Annotated in this window: 16 protein-coding genes; 5 read left to right on the top strand and 11 right to left on the bottom strand. The window is 51.1% G+C overall.

Translation table 11 applies throughout. From position 1 onward, the window contains the following. Positions 1–456, top strand: a 456-nt coding sequence (locus HOK28_15005) for a tryptophan--tRNA ligase (protein ID MBT6434405.1), incomplete at its 5' end; no start/stop codon positions are given. Between the two features lie 9 nt (positions 457–465). Next, complete coding sequence (locus tag HOK28_15000; GenBank protein MBT6434404.1) at positions 466–1,281, top strand: crotonase/enoyl-CoA hydratase family protein; 816 nt, start codon at positions 466–468, stop codon at positions 1,279–1,281. Between the two features lie 6 nt (positions 1,282–1,287). On the opposite strand, the gene HOK28_14995 is transcribed toward HOK28_15000, so the two are convergent. The 3 genes from HOK28_14995 to HOK28_14985 all read right to left on the bottom strand — a co-directional run bounded on the left by HOK28_14995 (position 1,288) and on the right by HOK28_14985 (position 3,361). Then, a complete protein-coding gene (locus tag HOK28_14995; protein ID MBT6434403.1) occupies positions 1,288–1,764 on the bottom strand; it encodes a cyclic nucleotide-binding domain-containing protein in 477 nt (158 codons plus the stop codon). Between the two features lie 77 nt (positions 1,765–1,841). Beyond that, positions 1,842–2,807 (bottom strand): class I SAM-dependent methyltransferase, encoded by a 966-nt coding sequence (locus HOK28_14990; GenBank protein MBT6434402.1) that lies wholly within the window; start codon positions 2,805–2,807, stop codon positions 1,842–1,844. Beyond that, a complete protein-coding gene (locus HOK28_14985) occupies positions 2,804–3,361 on the bottom strand; it encodes a hypothetical protein (protein MBT6434401.1) in 558 nt (185 codons plus the stop codon). The genes HOK28_14990 and HOK28_14985 overlap by 4 nt, the downstream gene beginning before the upstream one ends. A 207-nt stretch (positions 3,362–3,568) precedes the next feature. Between HOK28_14985 and HOK28_14980 the strand changes: the two genes are divergently transcribed. Then, positions 3,569–5,800, top strand: coding sequence for a cyclic nucleotide-binding domain-containing protein (locus HOK28_14980; protein ID MBT6434400.1), 2,232 nt, complete (start codon positions 3,569–3,571; stop codon positions 5,798–5,800). Between the two features lie 114 nt (positions 5,801–5,914). Next, the gene (locus HOK28_14975; GenBank protein MBT6434399.1) at positions 5,915–6,973 is read left to right on the top strand and encodes a 3-deoxy-7-phosphoheptulonate synthase; all 1,059 of its coding nucleotides are present in this window, start codon (positions 5,915–5,917) and stop codon (positions 6,971–6,973) included. Here HOK28_14975 and gloB read toward each other — a convergent pair. Both gloB and HOK28_14965 read right to left on the bottom strand, forming a co-directional pair. Beyond that, the gene (gene gloB, locus HOK28_14970) at positions 6,970–7,845 is read right to left on the bottom strand and encodes a hydroxyacylglutathione hydrolase (protein ID MBT6434398.1); all 876 of its coding nucleotides are present in this window, start codon (positions 7,843–7,845) and stop codon (positions 6,970–6,972) included. The genes HOK28_14975 and gloB overlap by 4 nt on opposite strands. Further along, a complete protein-coding gene (locus HOK28_14965; GenBank protein ID MBT6434397.1) occupies positions 7,842–8,297 on the bottom strand; it encodes an acyl-CoA thioesterase in 456 nt (151 codons plus the stop codon). Before HOK28_14965 ends, gloB begins: the two co-directional genes overlap by 4 nt. A 215-nt stretch (positions 8,298–8,512) precedes the next feature. On the opposite strand from HOK28_14965, the gene HOK28_14960 reads away from it, so the two are divergent. Then, a complete protein-coding gene (locus HOK28_14960; protein MBT6434396.1) occupies positions 8,513–12,517 on the top strand; it encodes a HEAT repeat domain-containing protein in 4,005 nt (1,334 codons plus the stop codon). Here HOK28_14960 and HOK28_14955 read toward each other — a convergent pair whose 3' ends face one another. The 6 genes from HOK28_14955 to HOK28_14930 all read right to left on the bottom strand — a co-directional run. After that, complete coding sequence (locus HOK28_14955; GenBank protein MBT6434395.1) at positions 12,518–13,240, bottom strand: hypothetical protein; 723 nt, start codon at positions 13,238–13,240, stop codon at positions 12,518–12,520. 23 nt (positions 13,241–13,263) lie between these two features. After that, positions 13,264–15,924 (bottom strand): hypothetical protein, encoded by a 2,661-nt coding sequence (locus tag HOK28_14950; protein MBT6434394.1) that lies wholly within the window; start codon positions 15,922–15,924, stop codon positions 13,264–13,266. 13 nt (positions 15,925–15,937) lie between these two features. Then, a complete protein-coding gene (locus HOK28_14945; protein ID MBT6434393.1) occupies positions 15,938–17,989 on the bottom strand; it encodes a hypothetical protein in 2,052 nt (683 codons plus the stop codon). Between the two features lie 250 nt (positions 17,990–18,239). Then, positions 18,240–20,297: a methionine--tRNA ligase gene (gene metG / locus HOK28_14940; GenBank protein ID MBT6434392.1), complete on the bottom strand. Its 2,058-nt coding sequence runs from the start codon at positions 20,295–20,297 to the stop codon at positions 18,240–18,242. Positions 20,298–20,420: 123 nt separating this feature from the next. Next, positions 20,421–23,819 (bottom strand): response regulator, encoded by a 3,399-nt coding sequence (locus tag HOK28_14935; protein ID MBT6434391.1) that lies wholly within the window; start codon positions 23,817–23,819, stop codon positions 20,421–20,423. After that, positions 23,816–26,437 (bottom strand): response regulator (locus HOK28_14930; GenBank protein ID MBT6434390.1); only part of this gene is annotated, 2,622 nt, incomplete at its 5' end. The genes HOK28_14935 and HOK28_14930, both read right to left, overlap by 4 nt.

The raw sequence follows: 26,437 nt of genomic DNA, 5'->3' as shown, positions 1-26,437 counted from the left end.
CGGATCATGAGCCTGCAAGAGCCAGAAAACAAAATGTCCAAGTCCGATAGCAACGAGAATGCATCGGTTAACCTAATGGACTCGCCCGATGTTATTCGCCGAAAGCTGAAGCGAGCCGTCACCGACTCAGGCAAAGATATTCGATACGATGAGAGTCGACCTGGCCTGGCCAACCTGCTGACGATTTATTCCGTCTTGAGTGGCGATAGCATCGCTCAAGTGGAAGCAAATTTTGAAGGCAAAATGTACTCAGCTCTCAAAGAAGAGCTTGGCGAACTCATGGTCGAAAGCCTCCGCCCTGTCCAAGAACGATATGCTCAGATTTCAGGCGATAAAAAATATCTAGAGGAGACGCTCGCACGCGGTGCCCAAAACTGTCAGCACCGCGCTCGCAAAACGCTCTCCAAAGTGTATAAAAAAGTTGGGCTTGTGCCCCCTGCTCGAATTAAGAACTAAGGAGTTACCATGGCTGAGTTCGAAACCATCCAAGTAGAAGTTGTAAATAAAGTGGCTTATGCCACCATGAATCGCCCCGAGAAGGCCAATGCGCTGAACGGAAAATTATGGTTCGAAATTGCCGATCTCGCAAAGTGGGCGGACTCTACACCTGAGGTCAGAGTTCTTGTTCTTCAAGGTGCCGGAAAACACTTCACCGCAGGAATTGACTTTGAACTCATCATGCAAGTCATGGGTGAAACGGCGCATCTCCCTGACGGTCACAAGCAAGAAGCTTTGCGTGGGAAAATCATAGATCTGCAATCGGCGTTCACGGCTTTGGAAAATTGCAGAAAGCCCGTTATCGCATCGATCAATGGCTCATGCATCGGCGGTGGCATCGACCTCATCACAGCTTGCGACATACGCTATGCCTGCAGCGATGCTAAATTCAGCGTCAAAGAAATCGATTTAGCCATTGTAGCCGACATCGGTACACTTCAGCGATTGCCTCCAATTGTAGGAGAAGGCATGGCGAGAGAACTGGCAATGACGGGTCGTAAATTTGATGCTGACGATGCCAAGTCGATGGGCCTCGTCACCAAGATCTTCGACGATGCTGATGCTCTCAAGAGTGGTGTGAAAGAGATCGCTGAACAGATTGCGTCGAAGTCCCCGCTGACCCAGCGCGGCATCAAGCATGTTATGAATCATTGCCGAGGTAAATCAGCGGCCGAGGGTCTCAATTACGTCGCGACCTGGAATGCCGCGATGCTCATATCAGCCGATGCTCAAGAAGCGATGGCTGCAATGATGCAAAAGCGCACCCCAGAGTTCAAAGACTAAGCTAAATTAGCGACGCTTCTGGCTCATGCCTTTGAAGTGAGCAACGAAGTCACTTGTATTGCGCAGTCGTCGTGCAAGCGTTGAAGACAATGTTCGGAAAAAATGAAATCCGAGTGTCGTGTCTTCGTTACAAATCTTCTCAAGATCCGCCTGCTTTAAACCAACCAAATGCGAAAGCTCTTGAGCCTCGATGGTTGCAGAGCGCGTATGATCGGTTGCTACCAATGCCATCTCACCGAAGTGTGAGCCACTGCCTAGAACAGCAATCTCTTCGTTGTCACCTTCATTGTTTAACTTAAGCACTTTTACGGTGCCCATCGCCAAAACGAAAACCTCGTCACCGGCATCACCGCTACGAAACAATTCTGTGCCAGGATTAAGCTGGTGCTGGCGTGCAATTGCGACCAATTTACCCAACTCTGCTTCTGGGAAGTCTTTGAACAATTGAGAATTCTTCAGTGCTTCGCGAATATCTACTGACATATCGATCTATCTCCGTCTTTGGCAGCGTTAATCCCGCTGCGTCATTAACGCACACCCACCACAAAGCAACCCAGAAATCAAGACTTCGCCCGCTGTCGAGAGCCAAAAAAGTCGATCTGATGCGCAATATAAACCAGGGTTCCTTCTTCGATCTGGCTGTGTCGCATACCGGCCCATTGCCACAAAAATGGCTGAGATATCTCAGAGCATTCGGAAAGCTCCGAATAGACTCCGTCCACGATAAAATGAAGAAAATAGGCTTCGTCCGCAGGATACTCGCCGCCCCGCCCGTGAACCACCCAGGACGATCCGCCGGACGCGTGAACTTCACCACCCGCGTCCCGAATAATGCCAAAGAGATGTCGACCGGTACGGCTATCACCGGAAGGCTTCCCATCGGTAATCCGGTTATCCATGCTCGCGTGGTATCGGCTCTCAATCTCCTGATCCAGCGCAACGTCAAAAACCGGCTCGAAGATAGTGTTTCCGTCGAAATGGATTGGGAAATAATACAACCCGCCTTCGGACAATAAAGCGAAAATCTGTCCAACCGCAGCCCGTGTATCTAGAATATCCAGTACTGCCTGGGCAATAACGAGGTCGTAAGATTCTGTATTTTCAGCTTGCTCGGACCAAGCTTCAAGTGACGACACCGTCAACCTCATCGTCAAAGTTCGACCGTTCCCATTCAATACAAATTCATGTTCGTTGGACCCGCACTCAAACTTGAAACCCAGTTCCTCAGCCCACCGCTCAACGCGAAAACGTGCGGCCTCAAAAAGTTTGTCTTGAATATCAATGGCCGTGTAATCGATATCAAAAGCGCCTTCCAGAATACCTCGGCGTAGCAACCGGGGTAACATGTTGCCTACACCACAGCCTACCTCAAGCACCCGTAAGGTCGGCCCTTTAAATTCTGCGACTGCCTCACCCAAAGCCACCATCGTGGTTACGTCGAGCGCACGGTCATCTACCGTCTCCTTCGACTCGAGATAGCGTTTAAAATCACTTGAAGCATCAAAGCTTTTCATCACATCGGTCATCCGCCAACCTTTAGCTCTGGAGAAAAAATTACAGGCTTCAACTTCCCAATGGTTTCCTGAGGCAATGTACCATCACCCCATGAATAATCATCACTGCTTAGAACGTGAGTTCTGGGAACGTACCAAGTGGTTAATTCGAACACTGCCGCACCCGGCACAAGCTCCGCAGGCGGAGTGTCGGGAGTTTTCCTCCACTCGCCCACAAGCTCATCCATATTGTTATAATCGGAAACAGACCGAATTTGCACCTTCGAGAAAAGGGCTTTAACGGCTCGAATCGTTAACGACTCACGAGGAGGTTCGCTGGGTCCAAGAGTAAGCACGTTCACGGTTCGCTTCGACAGCTGGCTACGGAGCGACGCGTCAAGAATCTTCGAAGTATTCGCATGGCTATGCTTCTGCGCGCGGGTGAGCTTGGTGTCGAGTATGCTTTTGAACGCAACCGCTCCAGCCTCTTCGGCACTCGCAGCCGCCGCTGGCTTTTGGCTACCGACCATGACGAGTCCAGCAACGCAGAAAACCAAAAAACAGGTTCGAAAAACATCGTAATCCATCAGCGTCAATGGGTCCTTACTTAACTTTTGCTTATCCCAAACCCCTCAAGACTGTGATCAACATCACACTTCTTGAAAAAATTTCGAACATCCGTACTTCCGTTGCAATATTTCGTCACGGATTTGTTTCGGTGCCCCCGGAACATGCGCTAATCTATAAGCAGAGTCTATAGATAAATATCTAAATGATTGAGGTTTGCTTTAGAGATGCGTTTTGAGGTTCATGCCGTATATCCAGGTGTAGCATTGGCCGTTGTCGGACAACAGTCGGTGTTATTTGGCGTTCCTGCAGATGCGTTCAAAGCAGTTAAACAACACTGCATGGACCACAACCTCCCGTTTCCGCGGACGCTGGTTGCCCCGCAGTCCATGCTCATTAATGCCACGCCCCAATTCAATCCCGAGTTTTTCCTTTACGACTTTCTCTTTGTTTATGGAGCAGCGTTTACGCCAGGCCTAGCAGACGAACGCTTGATTCTCGTACTTGATGAGCCGCAAATCGAAGGCGTCATGCACGCTTTAAAAACCACGCTGACGGGTCCGACCCTCGACGACATGCTTGGCTACACCGATGAGGACGGCTCCAAGGTTATGTCGCAGTCCACCGCCGAATTCCTCGTTGGCGTGAGCGACCACATGGCCATCAAGCAAGGCGATGAGCCCCGAGAGCTTAAAACGATGGTGACGACCCTTCACTTCGACAGCAAAGACGAAGTTGACGTACTCGATGGCGACTTGACCATTCAACGAGACGGCCCATCAGCCTTCATTCTTAGAAGTGGCAACGAGCAACATCGCGTTTCACTCGAAGTACCACGCCGCGTGATTCCTTTTTCGAAACTTCCTCCGCCCAGCGCGACTCAAACTCCAATCACCTTAGGCGTTAAGCCTCTCGGTTCTCGCAGCGGCTTCGACCTATCCGGACCGTGTACTGGTTTCTTAATTTGGGTAAATGGTCGGATTTGTATTTACGATGGACCGGTGGCCACCCGATACCTTCTTGAGCGTCAGGGTATCTCTGTCGAAGACATCGACATGGTCGTATTGAGCCATTGTCATGAAGACCATATGGGAGCGTTCGTAGAACTCATTCTCTCAGGTCACAAACCGCGCTTTTTCACGACTGAACCAATCTATCAATCCACCCTCATCAAGCTATCAACCTACTTCAAGCAGCCTAAAGAAGAGATAGCAAAATACCTCGACTATCACCGCGTTACTGAAGGTGAACCGTTTGATGCTTTGGGTGCTGAGTTTCAGCTCTTCTATACCATTCACGCGATTCCCACAGTGGGACTCACTGTCAGCTTGACCGACGCACTCGGTGAACACCATGCGGTTACTATTTCAGGCGACACCCTGCATCACGATGGGCTCGACAAGCTTAAGATCGATGGCATTCTTCCCGAAGAACACTTTCAGAGAATGCGGAACTTAGTTCCCGAGACACGCAATCAAAACCACTGCTATTTTTGTGATGTTGGTGAATCCATCATTCACGGTCACCCGAAAGACTTCGTTAACAACGACAACCGCGTCATCTATTACCATTGCCCTGAAAACGAATACACTCGATCATTCGGTCGTGAGCTTGCACAGCCTGGCCGTACCATCACAGTCGTAGAGCCTCGAAAGATGCACCCCGTGACGCCACTGCGCATCCTAAAGGCAATGAAGCACCTCGGCCTCGATGAATCCAAGTGCATGACGAGTATTCTATATGGCGGGAAGACTCGACATGTTGGTGATGGAGATCTCCTCTTGGACGGTTCTCCTGAAGATCGGGAAACGCTCAGTATCGTTGTGAGCGGAACTGCGTCTGTAACCTACGAAGACGATGATAAGCAGCCGGTCACGACCTATCTTGGGCCAGGCGAATTCTTCGGTGGCCGAGACCAGCTCCGTCAACTTGATCCAGTTGATGTAACGGTCAAAGCAACGACTCCGATGGAACTCTTTGATATCAGCGGCGCGATTTTTCGAGAATGCATCGAGCGAAACGACCTCTCCAGTATCCTGGAACAAATCAGTCGTAAGCGTCCGTTCATCGACACCATCGACCTTTTCGATGACATCGAGCTCTCCCTGCTTAATACCCTAGCAAGACAGAGCGAAGAGACTGACTTTGACGAAGGCACGCGTCTGGTTGAAGAAAATCAGCGTGACTCTGCCTTTTACCTGCTGCTGGAAGGCACTGTAGAGGTAAGGCTCAATGGTTCCGGTGCCACAGTCGTCGACGCCGACAGCGACTTTAATTATGTGGCTACGGCTCCTCTCATGTGCCCTGAAACGACTGAGCCCTACTCCGTTGTGGCACAAACGCCGGTCAAAGCGCTGGTGATAACCGGCTCGACCATTCAGGATTTGTGTCGTGATAATATGCGTGTACGGTACGCTATGGACCAGCTACACACCAATCGGCGCAACAAAGCCAACTGACTTTCTGTTTTTTTTTACAACTTTCTATCATCAAGTCCTTTTCAGCACGTCTGATTTCTGTTCTTGTGGATGCAATGCGTCATTAAGACTCAAAGGCATTACCGAAGGCTCACCATGTTTCAAAATACCGATGATGTAAGAATCGAAAAACTACGGCCCCTCATCCCACCGGCCATTCTTATGGAAGAGTTACCAGTCACCACAGAAATGGCTGCCACCGTTGCAACAGCGAGGCAAAAAGTTGCCGACTGTCTCAATGGCGTGAGCGATAAGCTCGTCGTCGTTGTGGGCCCGTGCTCCATACACGACACCAAAGCTGCCCTGGAGTACGCCGGCCTTCTCAAAGGTGCCATCGAAACCTACGAAGATGAACTCGTTCTTTTGATGCGCGTTTATTTTGAAAAGCCTCGAACCACTGTCGGGTGGAAGGGTCTTATCAATGACCCTGAAATGAATGGCTCCTTTAATATCAACAACGGTCTGCGTACCGCGCGTCAGCTGCTTTCTGAACTTACTCAGTTAGGGATCCCAGCTGGAACAGAATTCCTTGATACGATTACGCCACAGTTTATCGCCGACTTAGTCAGCTGGGGTGCCATTGGCGCTCGAACAACTGAAAGCCAAATTCACCGAGAGCTTGCGTCTGGGCTATCCATGCCAGTCGGATTCAAAAACGGGACCGATGGCAACACGGATATTGCAGTAGCAGCCATAGGAGCTGCTAATCATCCTCACAATTTCCTTTCGGTGACCAAGCAGAGCCTTGCGGCGATTGTCTCAACCAAGGGTAACCCCAACTGCCATGTTATTCTCCGCGGCTCGAGCCAAGGTACGAATTACGACTCTGAATCGGTGGCCCAAGCCGTCGCCAAGCTTCAAAAAGCAGATGTTACACAAAAGCTCATGGTGGATTGCAGTCACGGCAACTCTCAAAAAGACCATAATAAGCAGCCACTGGTCGCGGATGATGTTGCCAAGCAAGTTGCTGCAGGCGGTAAGGATATTTTTGGATTGATGGTGGAGAGCCATATAAACGAAGGCCGCCAGAACCTAAAAGCCGGTGAAACGCTAAGCTACGGTCAGAGCATTACTGATGCCTGCTTGGGATGGGAGAACACCCAGGCCCTACTCGAAAACTTGGCTGAGGCCGTAAGAAAACGTCGTCAAGGCTAAGGCTCAAGAGGCAACGGCGCCGGAAGCTTTTCCTTATAGGTCTTCTTGTCTTTCAACATACGTGTCGCGGCGAACAGGTCCTCGTCACTCTTCGTCGATACATCGGGCAATGCGCGTGACACAGTATCGCGTATCTCTTGAGAGCCTTGTCTCATAAAGGGATTTGTGGCCAGTTCCATTCCAATGGTCGAAGGAATCGTAGAACCACCTTCTGCGCGAACCTTCCAGACGTCTTTAATACGACATGCTAAATCAGGGTTACCCTGCTCTATGGACCAGGCAAACGTTAAGTTGTCTTGTGTGTACTCATGGGCGCAACAGACCTTGGTCTCTGGCGCTAGCGCTCCCAGGCGGTGAAGTGAATCGAACATCTTTTTCGGTGGCCCATCAAAAAGGTAGCCGCAGCCTCCACCAAAAAGAGCATCACCGCAGAACAAAACATCCTCAAAGACGTATGAAATATGTCCGTCTATGTGCCCCTCTGTTAGCAAAGCCTGACCGCTAACATCTCCAAGCGTAACCGAATCACCATCCGACACTTTCTCAGTAATGCCGGGCACGTCATTTGCTCGATCTGCACAGCCTACCACCCGCAGACCTTCAAGCTTACCCATGCGACTCAATTCGTGATTGATGCCAATGTGGTCTGGATGAGTGTGCGTGTTGAGAATCACTTTAAGATTCAAACCATTCTGCTCGCAGTACGCCAGCACGCCGCTTGCCTCCGGGCCATCTACCGCAGCAACATCGCCCGCCTCGTTGTATTCAATGAGCCAAATGAAGTTATCCTGCCAAGCCGGCACCTGATGGACCTTCAGTGCCCCGGTTCGACTTTTAAACGGCTGACACGGATTTGATACACAGTGACTCATTTCGTTCTCCCTGCAAGACTCTCTTCAGCCCGTCCGTCTTCAAGCTCATGGATGCGTTTGACAATGTGCGCAGGCAGCGCTGCCTTTTTATTATTCTTGTAATCAAAATATACGATTCGCCCAGTGCCTTCTGCTGCCACCGCCTGCTGCTTGTGACTAAACACTCGGTACTGCATGGAGAAACGGTCGGCGCCGAGTTCACGCACACTGGCTCCGACGGTCACCTCATCTGGGTATTTAAGCGGCAAAATGAAGCGGCACTGAGTAGAAGCTAGGATTGGACCTTGACCACAAGACTCCATTTCTTCAAGCATACCCAGCTCACGAAAATAAGTGATTCTGGCATCTTCAAAATAACGAAAATAGACCACGTTATTGACGTGCTCAAAGGCATCCATCTGGCCCCAGGCAATTGGAAAAGTCAGCTCAACTGGAAGGTTTGTAAGCCCCATGCATCGGCTCCTTTATAACGAAGTTCCTCTGGTGAATATCGACCCGGCGGCTTTAGGTCCAATGGTTACTTTCAACGAAATCCATAGGATGATAATTTTCAATGAATAAAGCTCCGACTTCAAGCGTCCGTGGTCGAGCTAGAGTAACGCGCAAAACGAGGCAGGTCGGTATGAACAAATGCAATAGTCGGTTTTATACCATAGGCATTGCTTTGATGTTGTCACTATCTAGTACTGCTTTGGCGCAAGCAGATGCGCCAAGATCGGATGCCCTGGTCGAAAATGGCTCACAAACGACCGCGGCACCAGAGCCCGAATCGTTAACGGCTATTGATGAAGCGACACTGTTGCCGTTACTTATGGACTTCGCTCGTTCAGAGCATCCCGAGGCCCAAAAGAATGCGCTCGTCCAAGCCAGCCTACTTAAGCACCCATTTCTCTTGCCCCATATCCGCTATTTAGCGCGTCTTGGGGAGCCTGAAGTTCGAATGATTGCCTGTGAAACCTTGGCTGCCTATCAGAATGTTGCGGGACTTCAAGAGCTCAAGCTGGCAATCGACGACGAGCACTCACCTTTAGCCATCCGGGCTATCGAGCTGCTCGCCAAGTTCCCACTTCCAAGTATTCGAGCAACACTGGTTGAGGTGATTCACCGGAGCGATGAAAGAATGGATCTGCGTGAAGCGGCTGTCCTGAGTCTTCGTAACATGGGCACACCTGAGGCTCGCAAGGATTTAGGTGAGCTTAGCTCAACCATCAGCTCTGAACTTAGAGAACTCGCGGCTCTGCCATTCCCTTCGACCTTAACGCCTGAACCGCAAAAAACTCTCGTCATGCGTCGCCTATTCACTGCTGATTACCTAAAGGGTCGACTTGAAGCGATAGCAAGCCTCACCGCCACATTTACCAGCACTGAAGCGAAAGACATACTACGCACATGCCTTCGCGAGCCCGAGAAGAATATTCAAATTGCGGCATTAAATGAGGCGGCCAATTTAAATCAAGGCGATGCCGAGGTCATTCTCCGAGAAGGACTTCGCGTCGCTCAGCCAAGCTTGGTTTTACCTTGGCTTAAGCTAAGCAAAGCGCTCGACGCAGAGCGGGTGATTCCTATTTTAATACAGGCTACGTCGCAAAATTATCCCAGGGGCCTTCGCGAAGGCTCTCTTTTGCGGCTTAGTGAAGTTGGCCCCTATCAGGAAGATGCATCAGCGACTCAATCGCTCGTAGAACTTTTCGAACTCTCTTCAAACGACCCCCTTCGGTACGCCATCGCACAAGCACTTAGCGCCCGGCCCGCCCCCAATGCTTTTCTTCCGCTCTATAAGACACTCGGCAACAAGGGGGCTGAGGAAACCATTCGAAAGCTTGCCCTCTCTACCTTGATTCAGCGCCAACCTATTGGTCTGCAGGATGATTTGATTAAGTTTGCTCGAACCGAGCCCAGTCCGGCGGTTCGGCGACAAGCTGCGATGGAACTCATGCTCAATCACTGCGACGAGCTTGGAGATACCTGCCGAGAGTTTAATTACCACGACCCTTCAGAGGCTGCGAATGCACTCTACCTCGCTTCAGCCGGTTTAATGGGCGCAACTTCACTGGGCTTACTCTCATCGGCGGCCGGTGGTAACCAGCCTTATATCGCCGCCCTCTCCGGTGCCGTTTTAAGCAGCGGCAGCGCCTATCTCCTTGCGCCCAAAGATGGAATCACCATGCCTGAGGCATTCCACTTCACAAGCCTTGGCCTATGGGGAACAGCGCTGGGCTACGGCATAGGCGCTACCGCGATTGATGGACTCGACAAACCCTCATTCGCCTGGACACTTCTAGGGGGACAGGTTCTAGGATCGGTTCTTGGCGCGTCTACTTTCAATGATACCCCTGTCACCTCATCCGAACTCGCACTTATGCACTGGAGCGGCGTGGAGGCGGCATCGGCTGCATTAGGCGGCATGCTGATTTGGGGCAAAGAAAATCCTACCGACTATCAGCGCCAAATGGGTCCAGCTCTCAGTACCCTTGCCGGGCTGGGCCTTGGCGTCGTGCCCATGTGGTTTCTAGCTGACGACCTTAAGTTCTCAGAGACAGACACGGCACTCATTATCCTCTCAACCCTTGGCGGCGGCGCGTTGGGTAGCTTGGCGGCTTCGGGAACAAGCCACTCTAATTCTGCGGGGGCCGGTGGCTTCTTATTGGGACAAGGCCTTGGATATTTAACAAGCATGGTAGCGAGCCAACATGTAGACCTTACGCCTGGAGAGCTTGCTTGGGTCAGCCTTTCTACAGGCATAGGAACCGCGATGGGTGCAGGGGTTCATATTCTTGCCGATAGAGACCAGCATCAGTCTATAGGGCTGGCCGGCTTTATAGGGGGCATCACACTTACAACGGCATCAAGCCTAACTGCTCAATACTTCGACCTCACAATTGAAGATGGGGACATGGCGCTCGTGAGTGCCCTGCTCGGCGCTTCACTTGGCGTAACCATTCCGTTAATGGCCGGCGACTCCGAGTTTGAGCATGCCGGTGGTGGGCTTGTGCTGGGTGCGTCAACCGGGCTTCTAGGAGGCCTAATATACGACCATCTAAGCGAGGTATCCCTAGCCGACTCCTCGCTCACGCTTGCCGCTACAGCTGCCGGAGGATTTCTCGGCGGCGGCCTGGCGCTTTTACTCCCCAACACTCAAGAGCAGCTTGCCGGCGCGCTTCTCACCACGTTCACTTTAACCGGCTATGGTGCGATGACATGGGCGGCACCCAAGCTTGAGTTTGTCGGCGGAGATACCCTGCTCACATTTGGTGCCATGGCCATTGGCGGCTTTATCGGCGGGACAATCCCAGGGCTCGCCTACGGCAATTCTGAAGAGTTCACTAATACATTCGGCGGTAGCATTGCCGGAACCGCCTTGGGCTTTGCATCCGGCCTAACTCTCTCTCAATTCTCGAATCACGACACACCAGATGTGGCCGAGGGACTTTTTATGACGTCTCTTGGCTCGGCACTTGGTTATGGCGCAGGAGCACTGGCGGGCCAGACCCATACCTCTGTGCAAACGAGGCGGCTCCTGAGCATAGCAGGCACCGGTTTAGGGATTGGTGCGGGTTTCATGCTCGCCGACCAAACCACCTATACCTCCGAAGATTACTGGCTAACGTCTTACCTAGGCGCTTTTGGAGGCTTCCAGGGCGCATGGCTTCCAGCTCTGGGTGCAACCGGTGATACAGCAGGAACCGCTACCGCAGGCGGTGCAATGGTAGGTTCGGTACTTGGCGTAACATCTGGAATGCTCTTATCTCAATATGCTTCATTCACTTACGGTGATGTTAGTGAGATGGCCCTGGGCTCTCTGGCCTCAAGCCTTTTCGGCGCAGGCATAGGGCTCATGGTTCCCACTAACGACCCGGACAATGCCACTCCATGGGTTGCAGGGATGCAGATTGCCGGCATCTTAGGAACCGCTGGCGTTGGCTTGCTTGCACCTCATACGGATTTCTCAAAAGGAGACACAGCACTCGGATTTCTAGCGACCTCCTACACCGCATGGCAAGGAGCCGGGGCCAGCCTACTCCTGGGAGGTACCGACAGACAGGTAGCCGGCGCAGTATTGGCGACTACCGCACTTGGCGCAGCCGGCGGAGCAACAATCTCACAGTATGTTGATGCAAGCGCGGCTGAACTACTCGCTGCCTTCTCAGGAAGCGTTTGGGGCGCTTGGCTCGGCGGCATGGGCTCCGTGGCCCTGGAGCAAGATTTCGATGTAAACTTGAGCAACAAAGAGATCCTGGGGAGTTTCTTTGTAGCCTCCGACCTAGGCCTTATAGCTACAGCCCTAGCGATGAGCCCTTTGGTTGAGATGGCGCCTGAAAGAATGGGCTGGATCAATCTCTATGGGCTCTCAGGAATGGCACTTGGCTCCGCGCTAGCCGCCGTTGTCCCAAATATACCGTTCTGGACGACGAACGTGAGCGGCAGCGCACTCGGGCTTATTACTGGTACCATTGTGACAAGCTTTATTGATATGCCCGCCCTGCTCGGTAACACGCCTCCCGCGACAGATGAGTCCACGGGTGAAACCTCTGAAAGTAAGTCGTTTCGATATCCGGGCGAGATTGTAATGGTCTTACCACAGTTCCAGATAACACCGATAACCACGCCAACCGGGCAGATTATGGCCCAAGGTAATAGGTTCGTGATTGGTGTAACAGGACTCTGGAACTGATTAGAGCTGCTCAGCTCCGATAGATAGCCCCTTGGCGACGTCTAGGTAGAACGTAGCGACGGCAATCAAGCGAACAACGGCCTTGCCTCTAGGTAAGCCCTGAAATTCTTCTGTATTGATTTTGAGCTTTCCACGAATGCGAATTGAGAATTCTTTTAAGTCATCCGCAAGCTGCGTGTTGAGATAGGTCTCACCGCCCTTGATGAATTGAAAGGTGTGGTCCTTCACTGCCCCAGCTTCTGACTCCTCGATAAACCCAATCGTTCGCCAAGCCTTACGGTCGTAAGGGCTTGAATCAACCTCGGGAGCTACCTGAAGCTCAAGGTAAGGCAATGGGACGTTGATTGTATTCTGCTCAACACGAAGCGTTAACCGGTTCAAATCGATACGACTGATCACGCTTGAAGCTGTGTTAATCGCATCATAATTCGTGTTTCCTTCGTTGGGAGGAGGTGTAAGGTCAACCGCGACGGGGCTTGTCGTTAAATCCATATAATAGGAAATATCGGGCAAACTATCCGGCCAAACTTCGGGTACAGTGGTGCTCGTCGCCGCCAATACGCCTGTCGACTGAAGCGCTTCAGTAGCAGCACCGCCGACCGCTCCAAGGTCAATCTCCATGGTAAAGTCGTCAATCTTCACCTGAACTGGAAGTCCCCCACCACACGAAATTGTCGACAGCGCGAAAATTACCGTTGCAATACCAGATACTAATTTATTCATTCTACTGTGCATCGTTACGTTCCTCATCGTCCAATTACCGGTGTGCCGTCATGTAGCGTTTCCATGAATCTTTCAAAAGCAGCGACAGCCTGCCCATCGGAGAAAATGACAAAGTGTCCATCGCTGGCTCCGCCTCCCGTAGGGAATTGTAGAGCCCCTACAGTTTTACCGCCAATGTTACCGCTTTGGTTGTTATCAACAACCGCGACACCTGGTACCGACTGAGCTACTTCACCCACCAATGGGATCCCGCTCGACCGCATAAAGGCCGCATGGGTGATATCTGGCGTATAAGAATCGCTTAAACCAGACGTCATCAACACGTGATAGGCAGGATTGCCGCCATTACCCACAAGCATCGAAGGAGCATACGAAATGCTATCCGAGCGTGCGTAAAGCGAAGCGAAAATCCCTAGAACTGGGTGAAGTCTCGCAATCCCCTGGTCGCCGAAAAACTGAGCCGCAATTTGCGAAACATCAATTGGTGCCTTTTTATATAGAATAGAGAGCGCGAGTTCAGAGCCAACCCCACTTAGAATAGCAGCTTCGATATCAGTCTCTGCTGAGAGAAAAGCGGGCGCTACGACCGTGCCTTGCGAGTGACCAAAGAATGAAACTCTACTGGAATTAAAGTTTACGGTTAGCCCCCCTGCGCTCAATGAATTGTTGCGAAGCATTTTGACCAAGTAAAACAAATCCGCTGAACCCTGAAGAATATTGTCTCGACTCGCCCGTGGGTTGGCCAGGTTAAAGAAACTTTGACCTCCATCAAACAAGGCTTCCTCAGCACTCAGACCTGAACGAGGACCATGGGAGATATTATCAATACCGATAACCGCGTAACCCAATGCAGTCATCCGTTCGGCCGTCTGATCACCTATCTGCGAAACAAACGAGCCACCGGTACCGTGAGCATAAATAACCACTGGCCAGCCTCCCGCTGGTTCACTTTGACCCTTCGGAACAGTTAGCGAGTAACACAACGACTCATAACCCTGAACAATTGGGAGACCGTCACTGCCATAAACAAAGTTACCTCCATCGGAAGATTGCTTATAGGGGCGTCCGTCGAGGTCAGGGTCACGGTTAAAGCCAGCCTGATAAATAGGGCTGTCATAGGTTCCATGAACCTCATAAAAATTTCCGTTCGAGGGGCTACAACCGCGGGTATGAAAAACACCTGAGAGGTTATCGTCGCAAGGTGAAATCACCTGCGTATCACATACGACCGAATCACCGTTAAAGCCGCCGGACTCCTGAGCCACAGCCTGACGTATGACGTCAGCCTTTGAGTCGGGATCCGAAGTCGTAAATACCGTCGCCCCTGCAATCGTATTGCGAGCGATACCTTGTTCATCTAGGTAACTAAGCAATGGGTCCATCTCGGGCGCGATAACCTTGCCGTCCATAATGGCTTGGAAATCAACATCTTGTACTGGCGCTTCACCACGAATATCTCGAATTGCCGTCGTGATGTATGCCGCGTAGGTTGTACCATGATCGAGAGGTTCTCCGTCCAATGGACCAATCGCAAGCGAGTTATGGCAAATATAAGCCCCCGCCGTTCGCTCCATAGACAACTGTACCGGAATGACTTCCCCATACGTGGCACTCTCGGTATCAACGTTTACAAGAACAATGTTAGGCGGCGCCTCGTTGTCGTCACAAAACGACGGCGCAGGATCACAGGCAGTCGCTCGGGGAGTAAATGCATCTGTTCCAGCAGCAGCATCTTCGCCGTCACCTTCGGCCTCTTCACCAAGAACACCACTTAGGTCGATGGTACCACTGCCTATCGGCTCTAAGCATTCAGGATAAGCACTTCGACTTGGAAGGCAGATTGATCCCTCCATCACATAATCACTCAGCCGAAAAAAGATTGGAGTGTTGGGCGCGAAACCTTCGGCTTCCTGCTCAACGACTTCAAAATAATCCTCACGGATACTCATGCCCAGAACTTCGCCGGGCTCGAAATGCCCTTTGAGTGAGATTTCGCCGTCGTTTACTCGCATGTCATTCGGGAATGGCAGGCGATAAAATTCGAAAGTCTCACCCAGGTCTGGATCGCTGATAAAAATTGAGTCCGGTGGAGTCTCAAAATAAACTCTAAAATCACCTTGCTCGGCATAGCTCGCTTCGCAATTTGCAGCCGAAAACGACGGCAACTTCTGGCAGGTTTTATCAACACCACAGATGTATGGTCGCCGGCAGCTTAAGGGTGTAAGACACTCTTCGCCATAATCAGCCACACCATCGAAAAAACCCGTTAAAGCACTATTTTCACAGGCACCTTCTGAACCACTTAAGTTTGTACAAGTGCCGCAAAACCCATTGCAGACGAGTCCTTCAACACAGTCTATACTTAAGCCACACGCTTCGCCCGCTGGCTTCGGAGTCGACTCGGTACACACACCTTGTCGGCCGCATCGAAACTCTCCACAGTCGGAATCGCTGGAACATTCACTGCCCTGCAGTGAGGTCTCAAGATCTGGTAATGCTGCGCAAGCCTTTTCCCCAGATTCGCCCTCGCAGACAAACCCTGGTTCACACTGAGAGGTCCCCAGGCATAGATCACCCTCGGCGACTGTCCCAATACCCAGGTCTCGCTCAGGGTCCGTGCAACCCTGCGTAAGGGTAAGCCCCAGTAAGATGACCGCTCCTGCTGATACTATTCGTTTCATCATTTCTATAATCTCCTCACGCTGCCGATTCAGGGGTCGCGGTTGAGGGTTGCTCTTCAGTTGTAGCTTCATCATCGGGAGCTGCTTCAGGCGATGGTTCCATCGCTTCTGAAGGGTTCGCCGCGTCTTGCTCTACAGTCTCTTCCACAATGGCTTCTGCTTCAGGAGCCATCTCTTCCTGATCTTCTTCGGCCTCTTCGCCCTCATCGTCCGTAAACTCCCACCCCAATTCAACGTCGATAAACATTGTGTGGACATTCTCGAATAACGTGTCACTGACAAGTTCAGACGCCGACCCATCCATGTAGGTCAGGTTGTCTGTGGCCAAGTGGTACTCTCCGTTGCCACCAGGGCCCGGAGGTTGACGTGTGATTCTGAAGTTACGTGCGTAAGTAGCGTTGATAAACAAAAAGGGTAGAACCTCAAGCCGAAGTCCACTCAGGATAACCGCTCCAGTATTCGTAAAGAAGTCTCCTTGAAAAAGCTCGCCAACGGAAACTGCATTCGTTCTTAAATACGTGGCAAAAAACTGAATGCCAAGAATTGGCAACTGGCCAAGCCACGGCACTTCAAGGTGTAGATAGAAGTTGGTGTCGTCTGGTGCTGTTGAGTCGCTGAGACCAAAACCCAGTGCAATTCTCTTATTTCTACGTTCCTGCTTAAATAGACCCCAAGAAAACTCTAGGTTGTAACCGTGGCTACGGCCGAATTCAGCGGGATTAAACCCGTTGGATGGGTCTCCAAATATCGCCTGGTATTTCGTTGGTGTGACCTGGTGTTCATGCGACTTACTGGCAAAACTAAACTTCGTCACCTCGTAGAGGCTATCGAAATAGGAAGGCAAAAACCCGTCTGTGAACGACCGGTACTCGGTACGAATTCGGAAAGCGTTTAGCCATCTTTCCCCTGCATTCAGACGACCCAAGAAGCCAAATGAGACTCCATCGCCCCCGCCCTCATTCAAAAACTTATGGAATGTGGAGTACACTTTGTAATCTACGAAACGACCAATTTTAGCGAATTTATATTCGGCGGATGCGCCGATTGCATGCACTGTACCCGTTTCAACCACGGGTCGCCCATTGTCTTTGTCAACGTAGGCGTACGTATTGTCTAGGGGATTACCCTGAACGTCGTTGCCCGCAAACTGTCCAGAACCTTGAACACACCCCGAATCGGCCCCATCATTAATGAGGATGCACTTAGGAGCCTTGAAGTCGGCGATGTACTCGGCGCCCACAGAAAAACTACGCGCCAATGCGTCGTCGGTAATCAACGACAGCGGCTTCCAGAAAACCAGCGCCCCAATAACCTGGTTGGTCATGGTCACATCGTTCATCTGAAGCTGAAAGCCGGCGTGGTCATTGTATGCGTCGAAAAGAACGCCCGTCATCGAACGGTCCACATCGATGTTTGCCTGATACTTATCCATAAGCATTCCATGCCCAATGGAAGCAGGACGCATCGTATTGATACTGAAGAAGAGTGGCTCTTCCTTGCGACCGATGGTCAGGAAGCGGATGAGCTTTCCGTAATCAGGAACTTCATCCCAATCTTGGCGTCTGATTTTCATTCCGCCAAATTGAATGCGTTCGGCCAAGGTTGCAGATGTAGAGCCTAGATTATTTCCGTCCATGGCCAATAGCCGCAGGGGTAAATGCATAGAAAGCGCAAACGACTTGGTGTAGATCGCGAACCCAAAATCAACTTTGGCGTAAAGGTCTGTATCGATTAAATCAGGACCGAGTCGTAAGCCAAAGTGCGTAAACCGGCTTAAGTACTCTCGGGTACCTGGGTGAACAAGGTGACCCTTGATGAACTTAGGAACAATTGGCTCCCCTTCAACAACCTCTTCGGGGGCCTCCGCTGACTCATCGGCCTCTTCAGTAGCATCACCGGGCTCTTCGGCACTCGCTTCAAGAGCTGCGGTTGCCTCTTGTGCCTCCGCGGCGACCTCCTCGAGGTCTGCCTCAGCTTGCGCTGCTGGTTCCTCTTGCGCTCCTGCATAAGCAGGCATCAAAAGCACCAAACCCAAGAGCATCACGCTCTTCAACTTAACCAATCCCATCCGACACATGCGCACTCCGAATCCATCAATCAATAATCATATGGTTTCAAACCGCTCTGATTGTAGACAAAGACTGAGGTAAGTCCCACCTTTTCTGGGCCTTTATCTTCATCAAGCGAAGAAAGAACTCGGGCCACGTACCTACATGGCCCGACACGTGAAAGTGGAGTTTTGAGGTGCGCCCCGCCGATGGCGTTCTATATTTGGAAAGATTGAGCAAACTGCGGCATGGAACCGCTTAACTTTAATACTATCGAACCCGGTCGCCGGGCTCAGCACCTTCTGCAAAAACCGGTGTAGGCACATCGTCACCAGCCGCTAAAATCATGCCTTCGCTCATTCCAAATCGCATTTTTCGTGGTTTTAGATTCGCGACCATCACCACGGTTTTGCCGTTTAAGTCCGCGGCGGAAACATGCGGCTTCAAGCCTGCAAATACCTGACGCTTGCCCAGTGGACCTACATCGAGCTGCACGCAAAGAAGCTTATCAGCACCTTCTACGTCGGATGCTTCGAGCACCTTTGCCGCTCGGAGATCGATTTCCATAAACTGGTCAAAGGTAATTTCCCCATCGTCTGACCCAGCCTTCGCAGGTTTCTTCTTAGCTTTTGGCTCAGTCTTCTTGGCTTTCTTCTGCTCAGTCTTTTTGGTTTCACCCAGGTCTTGTTTTGAGGCGTCAACCATCGCCAAGACTTTCTTAGGGTCGACACGCTCAAATAGCCGAGGATATTCCGCCACAGCAACTTCAGGCGTAATCGGATCAAGAAGGTTCGCAAAAGTAAAACCGGCTTCGCTAAGGTTAAAGATCGCTTCAGTCTTGGCTGCGACCTCCGGAATAATCGGCTTCAAAAGCGCTACGCAAACCTTACCCACATAAAGGGCAGTACAAAGTTGCTTCTGTGCCAGTGCCGGGTCTTCCTTAACGCCCTTCCACGGCGCAGCATCCTGGAGGTACCTATTTGCCTTATCGGCTATAGCCACAACATCTCTAACAACGTGAGAGAAATTACGGTCTCGATATTTAGATTCCACATGAGAAGCGATTTCACGAACCTCTTGAAGCATTTCATTAGCAGCAGGATCCATCTCGCCAGGAATACCCTCAAAATTACGGTGAAGCATCGGAACGGTTCGGCTGATTAGGTTAACCACCTTGTTAATCAAATCCGCATTTACTCGCTGCGCAAAATCTTCAAGATTAAGGTCGACATCTTCAACACGGTTATTGAGTTTACAAGCCACGTAATATCGGAAGGCCTCCGGGGTGAGGTGCTCGGCATAGGTATCGGCCATAATGAAAGTCCCGCGCGACTTCGACATTTTCTGTCCATCAACCGTCAGAAAACCATGAACCGCAACGGTCTCAGGCAACGTGTAGCCCGCGCTCATCAACAATGCTGGCCAAAAAAGAGTGTGGAAGTAGACGATGTCTTTACCGATAAAGTGAAAGATGCGGGTATTGTCATCTTTCCAGTAATCTTCCCAGCTCCGGCCGGTAGCCTTCGCTGCACGCTCCGCCAATGCGATGTAGCCAATGGGTGCATCTAGCCAAACATAGAAATACTTGTCGTCTTCGCCCGGAATCTTGAATCCGAAATATGGACCATCTCGGCTAATGTCCCACTCACGCAAGCCGTCCTCAAACCAACGGTTCAGGTAGTGCTGCACATCCTTCTGAACCGCACCGTCTTTGCGCGTCCAAGCCTCTAACCGCTCTTGATAATCGCTTAATTTGAAAAAATAGTGATTGCTCTTCTTTAGAACGGGAGTAGCCCCGCTGATGGCACTTTTGGGTTCTATTAAATCCGTTGGGTTATAGGTCGTCCCACAAGACTCACACTGGTCGCCGTACTGTTCTTCGCTTTTACACTTTGGGCATGTGCCCTTCACCATACGGTCTGGGAGGAACCGGCCGGCATCCGGATCAAAGAGCTGCTCGACCTCTTTAACAAAGATATGGTCTTCGGACTTAGCAGCCTCAAAAATAAGCGAGGCGTGCTTCTCGTTCTCGGGCGTGTGAGTGGTTCCAAAGCCCCCATCGAATTCTACCCCGAATGTCGCCAAGCTATTTTCGTGTGAACGTTGCCATTCCTCAACAAACACTTCTGGCGTTTTACCGGCTTTCGCTGCGTTGAGTTCGATCGGTGTTCCGTGGCAATCCGACCCACAAACATAGAGTACATCCTCACCGGCCATCCGTAAGGCGCGGACGAATACATTTACCTGAACGTGTTCAACAAGGTGTCCTAAATGAATGGCACCATTTGCATACGGGAGCGCTGGAGTAACGAGATACTTCTGAGTCATTGATTCACCAATCTGTGGAACAGTCTTTGGGAGGTTTAAAACAAAAGACAACCGAGGCGCAACCTGATGCGGGCTCCTAGAGCCAACATTCGAAAAAATACTGGCAGAACGTACCGTTTAGGCTCAGTTTAGGCCTAAATTCAACGAATCAGTCGGTGGTAAACAAGGAACCCAGATACGAAACTCGGCTCCTCCCAGCTGTTGTGAGACGCCTAGCTCGATGCTTCCGCCGTGTTCCTCGACGACCATGGCACAGAGCCCGAGCCCAACACCGGTACCCGCGCCTTTTTCCCTTAGCGCGTGGTACAAATCGAACACATGCTTTTGAACATCAGCCGGCACACCTGGGCCGTTGTCGGCAACCCAAATTTCCACGCCGGCTTGACCGTCTTTGGGAATCGAGCGAGTCCCTATCTCCAACTTGCGGTTATCCTGACCGGCGATTGCCTGAAGGCCATTTGAAATCAAATTGGTAATCACCTGACCCAAATGGCTTCGATAACAAGTCACCGACGCGCCCTGCTCACAGGCCGTAGCCACCTGCGCCCCCAGAAAACGGTGACCCATAATCAAAACACAGTCGGAGACCAAAGCCTCCAGCTGGACTCCCACAACAGGCGAACTATCCAGCCGGGTGTAATCACGCATCGCTCTAGATAAACGGCCAACTCGGCGTGCATCCTGGTCGATGCTCTCAACTAAATCCGCAACCCCAGGAAAGGCTGTTTCGCTGCGAAGGGCATCGGCACTGGAGGCCTTGAGGACCATCAATTCCCTCATGAGTTCCGAGGAAGAGAGTACAACATAACCCAGCGGGTTGGCGATATCGTGAGATATACCCGCCACCATTTGTCCTAGCGCCGCCATTTTATCTGCCTCAAGAATGAGTTCTTCGAGACCCGCCATTTCGCCCATTATCGACTTTTCGTCTTCCAATAACTTCGAATTCTTCTTTTCTAAAAGTTCGCGAACGGCCTCTACGTCCCCCCTCGCAATGGTGAGCTGTTGCCGCTCACTAACTTCATTTGCCAATCTGCCGTACACGCCCATCATCTCGTCGTTATACTGATTCATTTTGAGGTGATGGTTCACACGGGCCATAACCTCGCCCACAGTAAATGGCTTCGGTATATAATCGTCAGCCCCCAGCTCAAAGCTTTTCGTCAAGTCACTCGCAAAACCACGAGCCGTTATAATTAAGACCGGAACCTTCGGCTTTTCATGGTAACTCCGAATATGGTCAAGAACCTCATAGCCAGAGATGCCTGGTAGCATGAGGTCTAACATAACGAGGTCAAAGGTGCGCTCCTGAAGTACAGCCACCGCATCTTCGCCGCTCACCACCACTTCAACTTCGTGACCTTCGAACTCCAACATTTGCCGCAGAAGGTGGCAATTCACCGGTTCATCATCAACCACCAGAACCTTGCGTCCACTGCTCTCAGGCAGCGCCACAACACGTAACTCACCGGAAGCTTTTTCAAGAGCACTCGCGTCCGGGTTTGCTTTAGGTTCACTATGGGACACTCGAGACAGAAGCTTTGATTCCCTCGATTTTGGAGGATGCGCTCGAGGCAGCTGCACCCTAAATTCAGTACCGCCAGTCGACTTATTAGAAACCAAGAGTTCTCCATCAAGAAGCTCAACCAATCGCCGGGTAACCGATAACCCAAGACCATCCGCGCCAGCATGCAGCGGAAGCGAATCTTGGCCGCCCTGCAGACTCTGCAAGACCTCGCTGGGTAAACCGTCCCCTTCATCTGTGATAACCACCACAACCCACGCTTCGCCGGGTTCTAGGCTGATCTCAATGGTGCCTGCTTGCGTGTAACGCAATGAACACTGCAGGAGATTGAGCAATATTTGGTCAAGCCTGTTTCGATCAACATTAACGAAATGGGTATCGTCATCAATGGAGACTTTAATCTCAAGACCCTTTTCCATCGCCCACGACACACCAAGACTTTCAGCAAGCTCGACGTGCTCCAACAATGACACCGATTCAATATGAGTCGCCACATCACCATTTTTCAATTTTGAGAAATCGAGAATATCGTTAACCAACATAGCCAGACGTCGGCCATTCCGAGCTATCATCCGAACATTCTTGCCAACCACTGGCGTCACCACGCCAACAACGCCATCCAAAATTGTTTCAGACAGCCCAATGATACCATTTAAAGGTGTTCGCAACTCATGGGAGGTATTGGCGAGGAACTGGTCCTTAAGGTCGCCGATCCGTCGAAGTTCTTGGTTCCGGACATTGAGTTCACCCGATAAAACCTCACTTCTATTGCGGTCACGCGCATTAAAAAGCGCGATAACCAACCCTTGGCAAATAGCAAGGCCAGCCACACCGAAAGGCATGAGATGCAAAGTCTGGATGTACCCAAGGGAGTAGAACACGTCGTTTATAACACTGCAGGATAAAACCACCACGCCCACACTCAACACCCGAACCGCCGCGGTAGGCTCTTTACGCAACCCAACAATAAGGGCCCAGAAAAGCATGCCCACAACGCAGAAGGCTAATAACTGTTGTGCCTTTAAGCCTGTGTCGTACGCCACATAGATTGGCAACGTCCAAACGGCAAATGCGTGAACCGCCAACGCACCTAGAAAAAATTTCGCCAATGCCTGATTCAAGAGCTGCGGGATAACGGCCACGAAATAGAGCAAAAAGAAAAATGCGATAAAGGTACCCGAAAACAGTTCGAGCCTAATCATTAAGTCAAATGTGTCGGTTTCGGGGTAAAAGCTTGTCCAAACCCGACTCATCACAAAAACCCGCAGCACTGCTCCTAAACTAAAACAACCGAAAAACAATGCGGCACGCGTTGAACGTCGCAAACCAAAGAGAAAGAGATAGTAGAAACCAATCAATGCAAGGAACCCTGCGACCATAAAAACTTGCGCCAAATGTCTTTCGCGCATTTTCGATAATCCACTTAAGCTTCCAAAAAGAGGTACATGCTCCATCCCCAACCACGGAATCACATCGTTGGCCATTTGAATGAGTATGTCCAGATGAACAGCATCACCCAAGGGAAGGATTCCGGTACGATAGATAGCCCTCATAGGAGCGCCATCATCGCGAATCGTACCAGAGTCGAACTGCAAAATAGACTGCTGGCCGTCGCCATCCGTGGCGAGCACCAGAACTCGGCCCGCTGAAAAAATACGGTCTATCGACAACGCCAACTCCTCGCCAGGTGTCGCAAAACGGGCCGGTACATCCAAACGGTAATGTAACGTAGCGACCCCTTCACTGAAGGCCCGAAGTCTTGAAGACTCTGCTGGATGACTCAGATACCCAGGTAAAACGAGAGTGCCATCCGGGGTGCGCTGGCTTAGCTCAGAGTGATCTAACAGATCACCAAGGTAAACTTCCCACGGCCCCGACAGTTCAATGATGTCGCCCCATGCTCTGGCGTCAGCCGGCTGCGCGTAACAGATTCCCGCGGAGAGCACTGAGGTCAAAAGAGCCAAAGCAAAAATTGCAAAACGTGGGCAACGCTTCATTTCGTTGCCCCCTTTTCTCTTACACGAGGCAACCACAAACGAAACCTTGCTCCGCCGAGGTGCTCACTATCATCAACCGAGAGAAAACCATTGTGGTCATCCACTATTCGTTTTGAGACCGCTAGACCGATACCGGTCCCTTTACCCACCGGCCGTGTTGTAAAAAATGGCAAAAACACCTTTCGCGCGAAATCAGGTGGCACTCCAGGACCATTGTCCTCTACGTCAATGACAACACCCTCAACACCTTCATGTAGCTTCGGCTGAGATAGCACTCGTATTCTCGGCGTAGCTAAGTCTTCGCCTTCTCGTTCATTTAATGCATCCACTGCATTTGAAAGCAGGTTAGAAATCACTTGCGCCAAATGTGTTCGATGCGCCGGCACAGAGCACACCTCGTCAAGATCGACATCAACCTCAAAACCACGAAGCCGGAACCCACAAATCGTCAGACAGTCGCTTACGAGATCAGCCATCACCGTGTCCTGCTGTTCTCCATGCGCGGCTGGGTCGTAATTCATCATGGCTCGGGTAATCTTTTTAACCATGTCTGCGCCGATTTCCATATTCTCGATATGAGACATAAGAATATCGAGTGACTCCTGAAAGCTATCCGCGTCGGCCTCAGCTCTCTCTAAATATGGAACGATTCGCTCGACACTTTCACCCAGCAGCGACCTTAAATCTTCAAGCTTTTTGGTTATCGACAAAATGGGTTCACTCAACGACATTGCAACGCCCGCCATCATTTGGCCAAGTGACGCTAACTTCTCTGCCTGGAGTAGCTTTGATTTAACCCGGGATGTTCGAAGGGATAGGTCCTGTAAATTCCCCTGAAGTGCTCCAATCTCCTTTTCCGCCTCTTCTTGTCGAAGCCGCATTTGGGCCAACGACCCCTCCATCTCATGACGTTTGCTTAATTCAGCCTCAAGGACCTTGTTCGTGCTTCTCAGCATGGACGACATCGCGGTAAAGCCCAGGTGATGACGTAATCGATTAAGCAGTTCAGGGCGCGAAAACGGTTTAACCAAGTAATCGTTTGCGCCTGCGGCGAAACCTTCAGTCATATCTCCGTCCGTACCCCGAGCCGTAAGCAATAAAACAGGAAGTTCCTGTAACGAATATTCCTTTCGAATCTGAACCAAAACATCAAGGCCCGATAATCCAGGCATCATCACGTCCAAGAGAAGGACCGCCGGCGGTCCATTTGCCTCAATCCAACTCAAAACCTTCGCGCCGCTCTCAAAAGCTACGACGGGGTATCCTTCACCGCTGACCTGCAGAGCTACGACTTCCCTATTCACCTCTTCATCATCTACAATAGCGACGCACTGTCCGTGCTCGGGCCCCTCCGGGTACTGATTTCCAGCGGTAATGGAAGCACTTGTTTGTTCAGCATCGAGAGAATCGGCTGGTATACCTTTGGCTCCCAGCGTTCGGCCCAACCACTTCGGTTCCCCCTCTGCCACCGGTAAAGAAAAAGACATCGTCGTCCCCATACCAAGCGCGGAATCGACTTGCAGTTCTCCACCATGAGCGACGACCAGCTCTCTTGATACAGCCAAACCTAAACCGGTACCGCCATGTTCACGCTGAGTCGTTCCATCCCCCTGCTCGAACGCTCTAAATATACGCTCGCGATATTGCAAAGCGATTCCTATTCCTGAATCCTCAACCGCTATCGCTATCTGGCCGGTACCCGTATTGTGCTCGGCCCGAATGGTTACGTAGCCCTTCTCGGTAAACTTGATCGCATTGCCAACCAAGTTAAAGAGGATCTGTTGCAGCCGATTCGGGTCAGCCAAAACCGGCGGAAGGTCCACGCTAACGACATTATAAACGTCCATCGTTTTATCACCGATAAGAGGACGGGAGAGTTCAACGACCATCTCAACGGCACTGAACAGACTAACCGGAATCCGCTCCAGGGAGATTCGGCGATTTCGAAGTTTTGAAAAATCGAGAATGTCGTTGACCAAATGAGAAAGACGCTTCCCACTCTGCTCAATCATGGTAATATTTCGACGCATCCTCGGTTCTAGAGGACCACCCACGCCATCCAGTAAAGACTCACTGAGACCGATTATCCCGTTCAAGGGTGTTCGTAATTCATGGGAGGTTTTGGCTAAGAACTCATCTTTAAGCCGGTCAAGTTCAGAAAGATCCCGATTCTTTACTTCGAGTTCATTGCTTAGGCCTTCCATCATCAAGCGAGCTTCTTCGTTGCGAATCGCCAGTACAAAAGTAATGCAGGTCGCCCAGCCCATGAGCCCGACAAAGAAGAGTTCTATCTGAGCAACGTGAACTGGTGGGTCGACTAAATCGATGGTCCAACACAACAACCAGAAAAAACCGCCTACAACTAACCAGCCGCGCTCGCGTGGCTCGCCAAAAGATGGCCGAATCAAACACAAGATGGCCCAAAGACAAGCCACCACCGCGCAAAAAGCGAGACCTATTGGAACCAGGAAACCACCCACTGCAGCCGGCTCGGCAACAAGAGACATTCCCGCTAAACATGTCGCTACGCCCATGGCAGCAGAACGCCAATGCGTATGAATTTCTGTGGCGCCAAGACTCGCCAAAAGAATCAAAGCCGATAGCGCGACCATGGGAAT

The sequence above is a fragment of the Deltaproteobacteria bacterium genome (assembly GCA_018668695.1).
Lineage (GTDB): Bacteria > Myxococcota > XYA12-FULL-58-9 > XYA12-FULL-58-9 > JABJBS01 > JABJBS01.
The sequence above is the reverse complement of the archived record's forward strand: the minus strand, read 5'-3'. Positions and strand labels throughout refer to the sequence as shown.

Bases quoted from the DNA above. Each gene is read 5' to 3' on its own strand.
- HOK28_14985 (MBT6434401.1), bottom strand. From the start codon at position 3,361: ATGGATTACGATGTTTTTCGAACCTGTTTTTTGGTTTTCTGCGTTGCT.
- HOK28_14980 (MBT6434400.1), top strand. From the start codon at position 3,569: ATGCGTTTTGAGGTTCATGCCGTATATCCAGGTGTAGCATTGGCCGTT.
- HOK28_14950 (MBT6434394.1), bottom strand. From the start codon at position 15,924: ATGATGAAACGAATAGTATCAGCAGGAGCGGTCATCTTACTGGGGCTT.
- gloB (MBT6434398.1), bottom strand. From the start codon at position 7,845: ATGAGTCACTGTGTATCAAATCCGTGTCAGCCGTTTAAAAGTCGAACC.
- HOK28_14990 (MBT6434402.1), bottom strand. From the start codon at position 2,807: ATGACCGATGTGATGAAAAGCTTTGATGCTTCAAGTGATTTTAAACGC.
- HOK28_14945 (MBT6434393.1), bottom strand. From the start codon at position 17,989: ATGGGATTGGTTAAGTTGAAGAGCGTGATGCTCTTGGGTTTGGTGCTT.
- HOK28_14960 (MBT6434396.1), top strand. From the start codon at position 8,513: ATGTTGTCACTATCTAGTACTGCTTTGGCGCAAGCAGATGCGCCAAGA.
- HOK28_14975 (MBT6434399.1), top strand. From the start codon at position 5,915: ATGTTTCAAAATACCGATGATGTAAGAATCGAAAAACTACGGCCCCTC.
- HOK28_14995 (MBT6434403.1), bottom strand. From the start codon at position 1,764: ATGTCAGTAGATATTCGCGAAGCACTGAAGAATTCTCAATTGTTCAAA.
- HOK28_14955 (MBT6434395.1), bottom strand. From the start codon at position 13,240: ATGAATAAATTAGTATCTGGTATTGCAACGGTAATTTTCGCGCTGTCG.
- HOK28_15000 (MBT6434404.1), top strand. From the start codon at position 466: ATGGCTGAGTTCGAAACCATCCAAGTAGAAGTTGTAAATAAAGTGGCT.
- metG (MBT6434392.1), bottom strand. From the start codon at position 20,297: ATGACTCAGAAGTATCTCGTTACTCCAGCGCTCCCGTATGCAAATGGT.
- HOK28_14965 (MBT6434397.1), bottom strand. From the start codon at position 8,297: ATGGGGCTTACAAACCTTCCAGTTGAGCTGACTTTTCCAATTGCCTGG.
- HOK28_14935 (MBT6434391.1), bottom strand. From the start codon at position 23,819: ATGAAGCGTTGCCCACGTTTTGCAATTTTTGCTTTGGCTCTTTTGACC.